The organism is Pseudoalteromonas sp. 20-92 (assembly GCF_030847595.1).
Classification (GTDB): Bacteria; Pseudomonadota; Gammaproteobacteria; order Enterobacterales; family Alteromonadaceae; genus Pseudoalteromonas; species Pseudoalteromonas fuliginea.
In genome coordinates this window covers 1-15917 of the sequence record NZ_JANJGQ010000016.1, presented here as the reverse complement: position 1 = coordinate 15917, position 15917 = coordinate 1, and the positions used below count along the sequence as shown (strand labels likewise).

Annotated in this window: 12 protein-coding genes; all 12 read right to left on the bottom strand. The window is 38.2% G+C overall.

Annotated elements, in window-relative coordinates; genetic code table 11:
- Positions 1–55: 55 nt before the first annotated feature.
- On the bottom strand, positions 56–2377 hold the full coding sequence (locus NRL14_RS13670) for an RND family transporter (RefSeq protein WP_007375730.1): 2322 nt from the start codon (positions 2375–2377) through the stop codon (positions 56–58).
- Positions 2377–3372, bottom strand: coding sequence for a YCF48-related protein (locus NRL14_RS13665; RefSeq protein WP_008133686.1), 996 nt, complete (start codon positions 3370–3372; stop codon positions 2377–2379). Before NRL14_RS13665 ends, NRL14_RS13670 begins: the two co-directional genes overlap by 1 nt.
- Before the next feature lie 126 nt (positions 3373–3498).
- Complete coding sequence (locus tag NRL14_RS13660) at positions 3499–4863, bottom strand: DUF1329 domain-containing protein (RefSeq protein WP_306724890.1); 1365 nt, start codon at positions 4861–4863, stop codon at positions 3499–3501.
- Positions 4864–4876: 13 nt separating this feature from the next.
- Entirely contained in the window at positions 4877–6976 is a 2100-nt protein-coding gene (locus NRL14_RS13655; protein ID WP_096793199.1) for a DUF1302 domain-containing protein, read from the bottom strand.
- Between the two features lie 252 nt (positions 6977–7228).
- Positions 7229–7450, bottom strand: coding sequence for a DUF2835 family protein (locus tag NRL14_RS13650; protein WP_033014893.1), 222 nt, complete (start codon positions 7448–7450; stop codon positions 7229–7231).
- Entirely contained in the window at positions 7451–10045 is a 2595-nt protein-coding gene (gene pepN / locus NRL14_RS13645) for an aminopeptidase N (protein WP_007375725.1), read from the bottom strand.
- Between the two features lie 46 nt (positions 10046–10091).
- Positions 10092–11555 carry a Na+/H+ antiporter NhaC gene (gene nhaC, locus NRL14_RS13640; protein ID WP_149605446.1) on the bottom strand — a complete coding sequence of 488 codons (1464 nt, stop codon included), beginning with the start codon at positions 11553–11555 and terminating at the stop codon, positions 10092–10094.
- Between the two features lie 179 nt (positions 11556–11734).
- Positions 11735–13759: a carboxy terminal-processing peptidase gene (gene prc, locus NRL14_RS13635; RefSeq protein WP_149605447.1), complete on the bottom strand. Its 2025-nt coding sequence runs from the start codon at positions 13757–13759 to the stop codon at positions 11735–11737.
- A 25-nt stretch (positions 13760–13784) separates the two neighbouring features.
- Entirely contained in the window at positions 13785–14435 is a 651-nt protein-coding gene (gene proQ, locus NRL14_RS13630; RefSeq protein ID WP_007375722.1) for an RNA chaperone ProQ, read from the bottom strand.
- Between the two features lie 15 nt (positions 14436–14450).
- Complete coding sequence (locus NRL14_RS13625) at positions 14451–14729, bottom strand: hypothetical protein (RefSeq protein WP_002961910.1); 279 nt, start codon at positions 14727–14729, stop codon at positions 14451–14453.
- Entirely contained in the window at positions 14729–15187 is a 459-nt protein-coding gene (locus tag NRL14_RS13620; protein ID WP_007375721.1) for a GAF domain-containing protein, read from the bottom strand. Before NRL14_RS13620 ends, NRL14_RS13625 begins: the two co-directional genes overlap by 1 nt.
- Positions 15188–15315: 128 nt before the next feature.
- The gene (locus NRL14_RS13615; RefSeq protein ID WP_007375720.1) at positions 15316–15696 is read right to left on the bottom strand and encodes a hypothetical protein; all 381 of its coding nucleotides are present in this window, start codon (positions 15694–15696) and stop codon (positions 15316–15318) included.
- Positions 15697–15917 lie beyond the last annotated feature (221 nt).

The window sequence follows — 15917 nt, the reverse complement described above, 5'->3', positions numbered from 1 at the left end:
CAAATTATAGATATAAATGGCCATTACTGGCCATTAAGGAGCAAAATTATTCACTTTATTTCTTCTGGTCAGTCCAGAGTAAGCTTCCAATCGCAGGTAATAACAGTACTGCACCTAACATATTTACTAAAAACATAAAGGTAAGCAGTATTCCCATGTCTACTTGAAATTTCAAATCAGAGAAAATCCATGTGCTAACACCAATTGCAAGCGTAATACCCGTAAATAACACGGCACTACCACGTTCAACCAATGCATTGCGATAAGCAACACTCAGTGGCACGTTTTGTTTAAGCTGCCCCATCATTGATGACAGGATATAAATGCCATAATCAACACCAATACCGACTCCTAAAGCAATCACCGGCAATGTAGAAACCGTTAAGCCTATTTCTAGTTGAACCATAAGTGCTTGTGCAAGTGTTGATACAATATAAAGTGGTAATACCACGGCTATTGTTGCTTTTAGGCTTCTGAAACTTAGTAAACATAAAATAATTACTGCACCATAAACGTATATCATCATTGGTATTTGTGCTTCAGATACTGACTCATTTGTTGCAGCCATTACCCCAACCGGCCCTGACGCTAATTTAAAGGCTAATTTATCAGTGCCCTCTTCTATTGAAAACTGTTTAACGTTTTCAATTACGCGGTCAATCGTTTGTGCTTTGTGATCATCTAAAAAGATAATAACAGGCATAACAGAACAATCACCATTGAGTAAACCCGTACTCGTTTCTACTCTTGAAGTGGATTGCACTAAACTAGCAGAATTTCGTGGAAGACTTTGCCACTTAAGGTTACCTTCGTTATAGCCTGCATTCACTGACTGCGCAACGGAACTCAAACTAACAACTGATTGCACGCCGGCTACATTTTCAACTTTATATTGAAAGCGACTAATACGCTCCATAACATCATGTTCAGTACACGCTGCAGGATAGGCCTCAACAATGACCTTTAAAATGTCAGATGAAATTGTATATTTATCTGATATTAAGAAAGTATCTTGATTATAGCGAGCGTCTTGATGAAGGGAAGGCGCTCCGGCATGTAAATCACCTATGCGCATTTTATCTGCTTGCCAATAGCCCAAAGCAAATAACACCAAAGTAAAGCCTATAATCATTTTAGCAATTTTAGGATCGGTTGCTTTAACGAGTATGTCACGAATCGCATCAAGCAGATTTGGTTTATCCGCATCACCTGATTGAATATGCACACTGCCTTCAAATTTCATGTAAGAAGCCCAAACAGGCAATAAAATTAAATTAGTAAATATAATAACCGCAACACCTAAACTGGCTGTTATTGCCAGCTCACGGATAATACCAATATCAATAGTCAATAATGTTAAAAAGCCAACAGTGTCTGATAAAAGTGCAATACCACCTGGAATAAGTAACGTTCTAAAACTTGATTGACAGCAAATCCTAGTACTTTTCCCTTCACCTACTTTTTTGCCTATTGCATTGATCATCTGCACACCATGACTTACGCCAATAGCGAAGACTAAAAATGGCACCAAAATAGACATAGGATCAAGGCCAAAGCCTAAACTCGAAAGTAAACCTAGCTGCCAAATAACAGCAATGATGGAACACGCAATAGGTAAGATCGTTAACTTTAAACTACCACAAAACAGCCAAACCATAATAAAGGTAAAGGCGATAGCAATGGCAAAAAATACGACTACCCCTTTTGCGCCTTCAGCTATATCACCAGCCATTTTTGCAAAGCCAATAATATGAATACTTACTTTGTCTGTGCTTAAAGGCTCTCTTAAATCACTTTCTAGCTTTTGTGCAAAAGCTAATGTGTCCAATTTTTGTTGTGTTTGAGGATCTGTTTCTAAAAGTTGAGCCGTTACCATCGCGCACGAATAATCGCTGGCAATCATACGCCCTACAACTTTTGCTTTTTCAATGTTTTCCTTTACTACACCTAAACCACGCGTATCTGCTTTAAAGTTTGCAGGAATAATTGGACCACCTGCAAAGCCATCTTCGACTACTTCAACAAAACGAGCGCTGGGGGAGAATATAGAATTTACTAATGGACGGTTTACTCCAGGTATAAAATAAAGCTGATCATGAACCGCTTTTAGCTGAGTAAAAAATTCTGGATTAAATATATTACCACTGTCGTCACAGACTGAAATAAGAATACTGTTTGCACCACCAAACTGCTTTTCATGCTTGGTATACACTTTCATATAATCGTGGTTTAACGGGATATTTTTATTAAACGATGCATCAAGTTGAATTTGCGTTGCTTTAAATACAAGTAAGCACGTTATGAGTGCAAAGCTTATAAGCATGATTAAGCGATGTCTAAAAATCGCTTTTTCTATTAAATCTAAAATCTTATGCATTAAGGGGTCAACTCCTTCACTTTAATGCCATCTTCTGTAGCCATGATTAGGTTATTATTTATAATCACACCATCAAGTATTGCTTTACCATCAGCGAGTTGCTCGTGAGTAAGTAACCCATCTTGTAAATGAAAAATAACTCCACTGTTGGCCAGCATTAACCATTGTTCATTGTTATAATTAATGATGCTGTTAACGGTTGCAGCTTTTACATTTTCTAAATGCTGCCACTCTTGCTCCCCTCGTTGTTTCGTAAATACGTTACCGCGTAGACCTGCAACAACTTCTTGTTGTTCATCTGAATTAAACGCAAAAAAGGAACCAGGGTAAATTTCTTCTAAACGTTCCCAAGTAACACCATTGTCAGAACTTCTGGCCATTAACCCCATTTCACCAACGATTATTAATCCGTTAGTCGTTTTTTCTATACGATTAAAATGCGGTAAAATTGAAGCTGTTTCAGCCTCATAACCTTCAGGATCATTTTCTTTTAAATCATTTAAATAATCGCGATCATCACTAAATAACAAAGAGTCTAAAAAACGCTTTTGCCAATGCTTTCCACCATCTGTGGTGTGGTAAAACATACCATATGCGCCAACGGCAAAGCCTTGTAAATCGTTTTCAAATAAAATATCTAAACACGGTTTATCTAATTCAGGTTTTACTTGTTGTAATTGCCAATTAAGACCACCATCAGTGGTATTAATAATTGTTGCATCGTGGCCACACGCCCATCCATTATTTTCGTTACTAAAATCAACGGCAGTTAAGAGCACTTGAGTTGGAACTAGTTCAGCTTGTTGCCATGAATCACCCGATGTACTTTTAATAACAGTACCGTGTTTACCAACAGCAATTAAGCCATTACCCGTGTTAGTTATATCGGTGAGTAAGGTTTTAGCTGCATTTGTTGCACTGATTGCATTGTTAGGGGCTTCTTGTGCAACACTCGCACCGCTTATTATCAGGCTGGCATATACCAAATACTTCATAAATTTTAATCGCCTTGTACGAGAGAGTTGTTTGTCTTTTTACTAGGGAGTGCGTTGCGCGCTGTAAGACAAACGCGATGAGAAAGGAAAAGGCACTTAACATATTGTTAAGTGCCTAGTTTAATACTATCTACCTGCGCGACGTAAAGCACTTGAAGTAAATTCGTTATCGTTAAATGACTGTGAAAAATCGTACATTTTTTCTTGGTTGTCTAAACCAATTGCTAAATAACGACGAGAGTTCAAATCATGGTAAACCTCAAGCGTACTCCACTGTGTAGGTACTTCGTAATAGTTAAGGCCATAAGCCATTGCTACACGATAAAGTTGGTCGCGGTTATCATAAATATCAGTGACCTGTACCTGCCAGCTATCTTCATCAATGTAAAATACACGTTTTTTATAAATATGGCGTGTATCATCTTTTAAGTTAGCTTCAACAACCCATACACGGTGCTTTTCGTAACGCGTATGTTCTGGATTAATATGACCTGGTTTTAAAATGTCATCATATTCAAGTTTGTCACTATGTAGCTTATAGCTATTATACGGCACATATAATTCTTGCTTACCTTTTAACGTCCAATTATAACGATTAGGCGAGCCATTAAACATATCAAAGTCATCGGTAGTACGTAAGCTATCCGCTGCAGTACCTGGTGCATCATATGCCACGTTAGGTGCGCGACGAACACGTCGTTGACCTGAGTTATACGTCCAAGCTTGGCGTGGTGTTAATATTTGGTCCATTGTTTCATGAACTAATAACGCTGTACCCGCTAAACGAGCAGGCTCTGTTACTTTTTGTTTAAACTTAAACAAAATGTTTGAGTCTTGTAGCTCAGCTGGTGTTGCGCTTGGGTCTGAATATTTAACTAATAATTGCTCATCAAAGCCAACATAATTGTAAGAACCTGATGCTGTTGGTGCAGCTTGTCCACCAAAACGCTCAATAGATTGGCCACGATAGCGCAATAAATGATTCCAAATTGCCTCTAAACCAGTTTTAGGGATAGGGAAAGGGATACCAATTGCAGTATTTTTAATCCCGTTACCACCTTCAACTAGCTCTGCCGTTGCTGCAAACTTTTTCGTTGCATCATAAACAAATTGAGGATACGAAGCAGAACGACGTGTTTCGTATACTGGCATTTTGAACGTGTCTGGATACGCTTTAAATAAAGCAATTTGCCCGGGGCTTAAATTTGCTTTGTATTTTTCAATATTGCTTTTATCAATAGTGAAAAGCACTTTATCTGTTGAAAACGGGTCAAGATGATGCATACCAGGTTCATAACCTGCTGGCGCAGATGTAATCCCGTTATTCCATGCAGGAATAGAACCATCAGCATTGGCTGATTTTTCTGCACCCATTGGCGTTAAATCTTGGCCTAAGTGAGCAACTTCATCAGCACTTAATTTGGCTAATGCCGCGCTGCTTGCAAACAAGCTACAAAAAGCAGTAGCAATGAGGGTAGGTTTTTTAATCATAGTAATGTTACCCCTAAATAGAATATTTTAAATTGAAAGAAACGTAATCGCGGTCTGAGAATGTATTAACACCACCGCCGCCCCAAAATGAGTTATAGCTCACATCAAGTGACCATGCATTTTGGTAATTAAAGTTCATGGTGGCACCTAAAGATTTACGGTCTTCAATAAACAAGAACATAGGATCTGGTGTATTACCATTTACGTCATGAGAGAAAACAAAACGTGGTGAAAAGTTAATACCATTGTAGAGATTAAAATAATCACCTTTAGCAATTAAGCGGTAACCCCAAGAAGAAGCGGTTGCAAAAGACTTTTCTTCAGCACCATTTGATAAACCAAGCTGTAGCGTTGAATAATCGGTAGTACCTGGACCCGTAATTGTTCCACTTCGGCCAGTGCCAGATACATTTAAGCGCATTTCATCGTATTCAGGCATATTGTGAATTTTTACAGCGCCCACTTCACCAACAACAGCCCAGCTATCAGCACCTAACGAAGGGCCAAATAAATGGGTCGCAGTGAACTGAATCTGTGATGTATCACGTTCAATATAACCTTGGGCAACTTCACCTGGGCCAACTGAGCTTATAGCATCACCAAAACTCATTTGCGAAATACCCGCAAAATCAGGACGAATACCTGCAACAGCTAACTGTTCAGGCATTGCTGTGTAGAGTAATTCTACGTCATCAATTTGCAGTGGTTCATCTTGACGAAAAGCAAATTCACCGGCAAAGGCTGTTTCGCCTATCGTGGTATTAAAACTTAAACCGTATAATTTGATATCTTCAGGGTAATCGTTTTCCGCTTTAGAGAAAGCAGTTAAATCAGCAACATTATCAGACGTAATTTCTGTTGTCATAATCATTGCTAAATCTTGTGCAATAGCTGCTTGAGTAAAGTTTGATACACGACCAGATATAAGCGGACGACGACTATGATAATTCACATGATACAGTGCAATTTCAGTATCATTAAATTCAGGCAAAAATACACCTAAACGTAAACCGTATTGGCCGCCATCTTCAGGTTCTGTTTTACCGTTACCGCCTTTACCTTTAAGTGCAACTTTAGTGGGGTAAGCAAGGTACATTTGAGCAAGTAAAGCACTGCCTTCAGCACTAGATGGATCAATCCCCTGTGCAGCTGCCGCTAAAGCAAAGTCAGATGTTAGGTTGTTTAGACTATCAGTTAAAAATGCAACATCAATATCAGGGTTAGATGTAAAACCTAACTGAACATTTTGCTGATAACCATTTTCTGCCGCAAAGTCATTAGTAGAAAAGTACGTACCTGCTGCAGGCAAACGCGTTTCTTGCCATTGATACTGATAAAAACCTTCAAGCGTAATATTGTCTGTTATACCCAATGAAGCCCATAACATGCCCACCGGAATGAATGCCTCTTTAAGCTCAGCACCAGGTGCTTTTAAACGATCTATATCTACAGGGTTTACATTAATACCATGAGATATAAGCGTACTTTCGCCCCAGTTAACAACTTGCTGACCTAAACGCACTGATAATGGGTTGTTACCATCATTTAAATCAAAATCAGCCCAAACAAACGCATCTAATAAACGAATGTCGGCGCAGCTTTGTGCTTTAGTATCTTTATCGTCACATGGGTCAACACCTTGACCTGATGTAGGATTAGCATATGCATGATTGCCATCCATTAAGGCAAAATCATAAAAATACATAAAACGTGTAAACAAACCGTAGTTGTCTTTATTTATTGAAAGGTCGTGTGTACCTTTTAATAATTTAGAAAATGAATCACCACTATCGAAATTCAAATTACCCGCGTCACCATTATTTGAGTAAGAGCCTGGTTGAGCCCACACATCTTGAGATGAATAAACGGTATTACTTAACGCAGGATTGTAACCTGCCCAGTTAAACGCGGGGTTATTACTTTTACCAATTAAGCTAAAGTCTCGGTCTTCTACACGGACACTTTGCCCATATGAAAAGGTTGAATCGAAGGTAATATCAAACCCTCCGGCTTCAAATGTTGCAGCTTGTACATTAGCTGTTGATAAACCAAGGCTAGCGACTGCTAAACCTATAGCGATTTTATTTTTAACAAAAAGCGATCTTCTTATCATTTTTGGTTCCCCCCTGTCGCGGGTCATTTTGTGTGATCAAGTTATTGTTTTTAGTGTAATCGTAACGATAGAAGCGAAATGGATAAATTACAAATAGTCGCATTCAATCTGTTATATATTTTCATTCTGGTTGACGTTTACGTATTGGTAAGACGTCGTACCAGATAATTTATACACGTAATTTAACAATAGAACAAATTGAAATTAACAAAAAGACAATATTTTATGATTTTATAACATAAAAACAGCGTACTAAGCCACTCGTTCAATACGAATAAATTTATTTTCAAGGGTTAGTAACATTCTGAAACGCCCTCTTATACCTAAGCTAGTAATAAATGGCCTTAAGTGATTAGCAGAAAAACGCACTGTTTTCCCGCCATCTTCGACAACCTGCAATGAGCTAAAACGACCATGGTAGTAATCCATGCATTCGCTGTAGCTCAATCTTAAATTAAAATAATATTCGATCATTTACTTAAGTGCTTTTTCAACCTTTTCAAATAAATCGGCGCTTAACCCATCTAAATTAGCTAAACGTTCTAGTTGCAGTCTCATTGCTGTTGAACGTGTATTATCGTATCGCTTCCACGACATAAACGGCGTTAGCATACGAGATGCATTTTGAGGGTTTATAGCATTTAATTTAATGAGTAAATCACCTAAGAGCGCGTAACCTTTACCATCAAGGCGATGAAACTGAGACGTATTGAAATGGCTAAAGCTACCTACAAGTGCTCGTACACGATTGGGGTTTGAAAAATCAAAACACGGATGTTCGTAAAGCGCCTTAATATTATCAATTGCATTGTCACCAGTTTGCATCGCTTGCAAAGCAAACCATTTATCCATTACTAATACATCGTGACGCCATTGACTATCAAAGTAGTTTAACAATTCTTCACATAGCTCATGTGACGCTTTAACAGCGGCACTTAGTGCACCTAAAACATTCGTCATATTTTTTGAGCTTGCAGCATGTTTAATAAAATCAGCAGCGTGCGGGTCATTAGTTTTAGCAAGGTAATGAAGGCATAGCTGCTTTAAAGACCGAATTGCAACGGCACTTGCATTTACACTGCCATCATCGATTAACGATTCAAAACACGTTATAAACTCGTTAGTTAACTCATCCGCTATTTGCCTTTCAAATTGCTCAGCAATATTGACTATTTCATCTACTGGAATTACTTCAAATTCAGCAGCCAACGTATCAAAACTTGGTAATTTTAATAGCTCTGCAATAAGCGCTAGATCGCCCTGTTTTTCATTAACTAATCCACGAAGCGCATTAATTATCTCATCACTAAGCCCAACACTTTCAACACTGTTTAGATTCGCTTTCATTGCTTTAATAAATAGCTGCTGCTGTGCATCCCAACGAGAAAAGTCACTGCGTGCGAAACGCATAATATGAAGTAGCTCATGTTCATCTGTTTCTTGGTTTAAAATACATGGAGCAGAAAAGTCTTCAAGTAATACTGCAACAGGTTTAGCAGTCATATTATCAAAGTGAAATGTCTGTGATGGTTGAGTTACATTTAGAACGTGGTTAACTTTTTCGCCTTGGTACTCAAGCTCAATACTTTGTCCATTTACATCTAACAGTTCAATTGCAAATGGAATGTGCAAAGGTGCATTACTTTGCTGGTTCAGCGGTGCAAATTGTTCAATTGTTAAACTGTATGTATTTGAATCCAGATCAAAGTTTTGAATAGCATTTAAACGAGATGTACCTGCTTGACTATACCAACGTTTAAACTGATCTAAGTTAACGCCTGATGCGTCGCTCATTGCACTTACAAAATCATCACAAGTAACAGCTTGTCCGTCATGGCGCTCAAAATAGAGTGCCATACCTTTTTGAAAGTTTGGCTCGCCTAATAATGTATGCATCATTCGGATTACTTCGGCGCCTTTATCGTACACAGTAACCGTGTAAAAGTTATTCATTTCAATAACTTTTTCTGGACGAATAGGATGAGCCATAGGGCCAGCATCTTCGCTAAACTGGTGTGTGCGCATTACTTTTACAGCGTCAATTCGATTAAGCGCACGAGAGCCTAAGTCACTACTAAACTCTTGATCCCTAAATACAGTTAAACCTTCTTTAAGCGATAACTGAAACCAATCTCTGCACGTTACCCGATTACCTGTCCAGTTATGGAAATACTCATGCCCTACTATAGATTCAATCGTATGATAGTCTTTATCTGTCGCTGTTTCTTGGTTGGCTAAAACACATTTACTATTAAATATGTTTAAACCTTTATTTTCCATTGCACCCATGTTGAAAAAATCAACGGCTACAATCATATAAATATCTAGGTCATATTCTAAATTAAAACGCGCTTCATCCCACTGCATTGCTTTTTTAAGTGAGGCAATAGCATGTGGTGTTTTAGATAAATTACCTTTATCTACAAATAGAGCAAGTTCAACATTTTTACCGCTTTGAGTAATATAGTTGTCTTTTAATACATCAAAATCACCTGCAACCAAAGCAAACAAATAACTTGGCTTTTTAAACGGGTCTTGCCATTTAGCAAAATGACGCCCATCTTGAGTTTCACCACTGTCTACTTGATTACCATTAGATAGGAGCTGAGAAAATTTTGTATCTGCAATTACGGTCACATCAAATGTAGATAAAACATCGGGGCGATCCATGTAATAGGTTATTTTTCTAAACCCCTGCGCCTCACATTGCGTGCAATACGCACCACCTGATAAATATAAACCTTCTAGTGAAGTATTAGTCTCAGGTGATATCTCGGTGACAATACTTAATTGGCAACTATCCGGTAGATTATTAATTATTAGTTGCTCGCCAATAATTTCATAATCCGTTATATCAACAGTATCAATTGATAAAGAGAGCAGGCGTAAATCAATACCATCAAGCACTAAGGGTGCTTTGTTATCACCTACTCGTGTAAGTGTTAATAAGGAACTTACCTTCGTTGTTAATGGCTGTAAGTCAAATGTTAGCTCAGTGTGGTCAATTAAAAAGTCTGGGGCTTTGTAGTCTTTAAGATATTGTGCTTGAGGTTTACTTGATTCAGTCATAGATGCTCCAAAACAGCTCCTTTAAATTTAAAAGAGCTGTTTAAAATTAGGCCGATTGTTTTGGTGTGATACGTAAAATTTTAATACCTAAATAGGCATAAACAACCGCTAATACAGGGTTAATTAAATTAAAGAAAGCGTACAGTGCATAGTCAAACGGATTTATGAGTAAAACGCTTTGCATGTAAGCGCCACAAGTGTTCCACGGAATTAGTGGGCTAGTAATTGTACCGCCATCTTCCAATGTACGAGATAAGTTAACAGGCTTCAAACCACGTTTTTTATATTCATCTTTAAACATACGGCCGGGTACAACAATAGCAATATATTGATCAGCAGCTATCACGTTAGTACCAATACACGTTGCTATTGTTGCCGCAATTAACGATCCCGTACTTTTAGCTATTTTAAGAATACTTTTAACAAAAATATCAAGAAGACCTGTTTTTTCCATGATAGCACCAAACATAAGTGCGGTCATAATAAGCCAGGTCGTTGTAAGCATTCCAGCCATACCACCACCACTAAGTAGCGAGTCCATTTTATCATCGCCGGTGTTTATGCTAAAACCGTCAAAAAAAGTGGTCCAAACAAGCTTAAAGTAGCCTACTAACTGTCCTTGAGAGACATCAATTTGGCTAGCAATTAAATCAGATTGAAACAACATGGCCCAAACAGCGCCCACAACAGCACCAATAGAGATAGCAGGAAAGGCTGGCATTTTTTTAATTGCTAAAACTAACAATACAATTAGTGGTATTAGCATTTCAAAACCAATATTAAAATTTTGTTGTAAAATAGCTGTAATTTCGTCAATACGCCCTGCTTCACTTGAAGCCGTTGCATTAAAACCCATAACTATAAATATAATCAGTGCAATAACAAAGCTAGGTACTGTCGTCCATAACATATGTTGGATATGCTCAAATAAATCAGCCCCAACAACTGCAGGTGCAAGATTTGTAGTTTCTGACAGTGGGCTTAACTTATCACCAAAGTACGCGCCCGATATAACCGCGCCGGCTGTTACTGTTTGTTCAAGCCCAAGACCGGTTGCTACGCCAAGTAAAGCAACACCTATTGTTGCAGCCGTAGTCCACGAACTACCAATACTCATTGCAACAATGCCACAAATTAAGCAGCTAGCTGCATAAAACCAGCTCGGATTGATAACCTGTAAGCCATAATAAATTAAGGTCGGTACAGTTCCTGATAGTAACCAAGTACCAATTAATGCACCTACCATGAGTAAAATTAGAATAGCACCAAGTGAAAGCGTTATGCCTTCAATCATTGCTTGCTCTAACTTTTTCCAAGTATAACCATTTTTAAGACCAATTAAAGCAGCTGCAAAAGTTGCGAACAAAAGTGCAATCTGGTTAGGACCTGATGAAGAATTATCACCAAATAAGTATACGGCAGCGCCGAGTAGGCAAATTAATACAGAGATAGGAACTAATGCATCAAAAAACGAGGCAGGCTTGATTGGTTTATCTTCCAATGGCTTCAAAGTAGAGACTCCTACACACTCAATGTGTGTTTAATTATTATTTTTAGCACGTAAAGCGCATTAATTGAACTTTAATGATCTAGCTCAACTTTATGTAATGGGAGATTATAACAATTTAGTAAATTATAGGTAGCAAAAAAGGCGCAAAAGCGCCTTTTTTATAGAGGTAAAACCAGCGGTTACTTCTTAGCTATGCGACCATAGTTAATATAATCTTGGGTAATTAAAGCGGCTTCTTCTAAAAATGGATCAAGCTCTTCAATAACCTCAGGTAAATCATCTAAGTTTTCTACCGGATCTTTACCTAAACGCTTAAGACGTTCATTAGTACGTACAAGTGCACGTGCCTCACCTTCGTCTTTTTCTTTAATGCGGTCTGCTTCAACTAAAGAGATCGTTTTACGATCTTTCTCTTCGTTGTATAAGGCAATATCATTAAATACATAACCAAACTCAGGTTCTGATTTAATTCGTACCTCATGTTGCTTCTCAAGATAGGTAATAACTGGCGTTAAATTACCAAGTTTTTTATATTTCGCTTTAACAATGCTATCCCAAGGCAGTGCATTGTCTTGTTTACTTTCGCCCCATTCTGCAGGATCGATTGCTGATGGAAACGAGATGTCTGGAATCACACCTTTGTGTTGCGTACTACCACCATTGATGCGGTAAAATTTAGCAATTGTATATTGCACGCTACCCAATGCATTATCATACAAGTCATAAGCACGGCCTAAGCCTTTGTGCTGTTGAACCGTGCCTTTACCAAAGGTTTGCTCACCAATAATAACTGCGCGGCCATAATCTTGCATTGCCGCTGCAAATATTTCTGATGCTGACGCACTGTATCTATCAACTAATACCGTAAGTGGACCATCATAATAGGTAATGCCATCGCGGTCTCTTTGTTCTTCGATACGGTTATTTAAAGTGTGTATTTGAACAACAGGTCCTTGGTCAAAAAACAATCCTGAAAGTTGGGTAGCTTCATATAATGAACCACCACCGTTTTGGCGTAGGTCAATAATAATCCCATCAACCTTTTGCTCTTTAAGCTTAGCAAGTTCAACTTTTACATCTTTCGAAAGATTATTGTAAAAGCCAGGGATTTCAATCACACCCACTTTGCTTGTTAAATCTGAATATTTAGCTTCAAAAACTTCTGATTTAGCGGCTCTGTCTTCCAATCTGATTTTATCACGGGTGATTTCAACGACTTTTGGTGTGCCGTGAGCATCAGCGCCTTTTAAATACTGAAGACGTACTTTAGTACCTTTAGGGCCTTTAATTAAATCAACAACGTCATCTAAGCGCCAGCCAATAACATCAACAAATTCTTCACCATTTTGAGCAACACCAATGATTCTGTCATCGGCTTTAATTTGCTCTGTTTTATCCGCAGGACCACCAGGTACTAAGCTGCGAATAACTGTGTAATCTTCATCTGGACTCAATACTGCACCTATGCCCTCGAGCTCTAGGTCCATATCCATTTTAAATTGTTCAGCACGACGCGGCGATAAATAAGACGTATGCGCCTCAATACTGCGTGCTAAAGAATTTAATACTAATTGAAATGCATCTTCTGGATTTGATTGCACTAAACGCTTTTCTGCATTTTTATAGCGTTTGGTCAGCACTTCTTTAATGCCTTCCCAATCTTTACCTGTCATTTTTAAACGCAGTGCATCGTACTTAACACGTTCGCGCCAAATTTCATCAAGCTCGGCTTGAGATACAGGCCACGCAGCATCTTCACGATCAAAAAAGTATTCATCTTCTTTATCAAAGGTCATTTCTTTTTCAAGTAATGCTAGGGAATACTCGTAACGTTCAAAACGGCGTTTAAGGCTTAAATTAAAGATATCAAATGTGAAACCCAATTTGCCGGTAGTTATAGCGTTATCAAAGTCATCGCGGTATTGGTCAAAAGAAGCAATATCGCTTGCTAAAAATACGCTTTTATTAAAATCAAGGGATTCGATATAACGATCGTACACTTTACTAGAAAGCTCATCGTTAAATCGAACCGGGATATAGTGTGAACGAGTAAATAAGCTAGCCACGCGTTTGCTGGCAGTACCATGTTGACTTTCTTGCTTGAGCAGAGGTAAATCGTCAATAGTGACGGCTTCTACAGCAGCAAATAATGAACCTGAGAACAGGGCAGCAACTAACGGAATGAGCGTAAACTTTTTACTCATACAAACTCCTTAATTTATTTACAGTTTAAACGATGTATAAACTGTCAGCTTTGGTTTTAACTTGCATGCCTGTCACTAATTCAACATGAACGTCATCTTTGTTCACTTCAGTGATTACTGCATTTACAAGTGCTTGGCCAAGTTTAACCTTAACCTTATTATTAACCTTGACCTCAGTAGCTGGTAAAGGTTCAATTTTTCCTGAACGTTTAGCAGGAGCTGCTTTGGCAGGTTTATTAGCTGCAGAAGCGTTTTTATCACCTGTTTTACTAGCATGCGCTGGTTTTTTCTTAAAAGATTTAGAATCTGAGTCTTGGCGTGGACGTTGTTGTTTTTTACGTTTTGCCATTTTAGCGCGGCTTTCTTCCAATGCTTTTTGTGCATGGTCGATATGCTCTTGCTCAACTTTTTCACCTTGATTACCATCAAGATCAATACGAAACTCTGACTTAGTTACCGCTTCTAAATAACGCCAGTTAGACGTGTATTTTCTGAGCGCTTGACGAACTTGAGTCTTGCTTACTTTGTCAGAGCCTTCAATACGCTCAGCGATATCTTTGAAAATACCTACTTTAAGCGGCTTGATGCCATCTTTTTGTTTAAAACATTGTGGGAATTCTTGATACAAAAATTCCAATACTTCGTTAATATCTTTTAGCTTGTTTGTGGTTTCCATTTTAGAACCTATTTTTCACATCTTTTCATCAAGGGACGAATCGACGTAGTGTGTTACCCAGTCGACCAGCTCTTCAAAGTCGGCTTCTATTACAGCCATATCGCCTCGAAGGTGTTCCCAAATACCATTAATCGTTTCATCAATAAATTCACATTCAGAATCGTCCGGAAGACGATCCCAGGCAATATGAATCAAATCATTGAGCGTTTCCGCTACATGTTCTTCTTCGCCTTCCCAGTCGCCAACATCTTGCACAGCAAACAGGTAGTCTTGAACATTTAGCAAATCTTTCATTACAGGCTCGCCTCTAAGCATTTCACTAGCGCTTCAAGTCCGGCTTTATCGTCAGTATCAAATCGACCAACACTTGGACTATCGATATCAAGAACAGCAAATACTTTACCATTTTTCAAGATAGGTACAACAATCTCAGAATTTGACGCCGCATCACAGGCAATATGACCGTCAAAAGCGTGAACATCTTCAACTAATTGTGTTTCTGCGGTTGCCGCAGCAGTTCCACATACTCCTTTTCCTACTGGAATACGAATGCATGCAGGATTACCTTGAAACGGGCCTAGTACTAATTCAGTAGGAGAATCCATAAAGTAAAAACCCGCCCAATTCACATCTTCTAAAGAGGTAAATAATAACGCGCTTATATTTGCCAAATTGGCAATTACATTAGATTCACCAGCTATTAGTGATTCAGTTTGCTTAACTAATGACTGGTAAAAATCGTACTTTTGCATACCAAACTACTTCTTATTAAACAGACAGTAGCTAAAGGTACTCTTTGTCGTTAAAAATTGGAACCTTTAAAGGGTAAAAAAAAGGAAATTGCGCTGTTTATCAGCGCGCTTGGTCAATAATTCTGCGATTATTTTTTTGCACAATTACGAAGGCCAAATAAAAATAGTCCTGCGGCGAATCCAGACATCACACTATTAATTAAAAATATCTCGCCTGTTGAAGCACTTAATAGATAACTAAAAATAGCCCCACCTAATAACCCAAGTGTTAAAACACCTGAATAATTAACTTTTGAATACTTAAACATGAGTAAATAACCCGGCACAACAAAAGCCGCCATTGTTAAACCTACAATATGTGCATTTGATATGGCTGTCATCAATAGTTGAAAGAACACTGATAGAAAATCACCCTGCAACGCTAGTGCATAATACAAACCTAATAAACTGCCAACAATCACCGGGGACAATAATGAAAGCGCGACGCTTTTTGCAAGTTGATGTTTCATCTAATAATCCTTAATACAGCGTATAAAATTTAATGTATTAAGCATGCACCAAGATCTAAAGCTTAGAAATAGAGACTATGGTCGTAACTTATGATGATAAAACATACAACATATAAGCTAGGTAATTTAATAAAGTAATAAAAGCCAGGGCAAGAGCATGAAAAAAGTCTATGCGTTCAGTACCTTTTCAAGGTAGGCTGTACTGCGCATAGCTTTTTTCT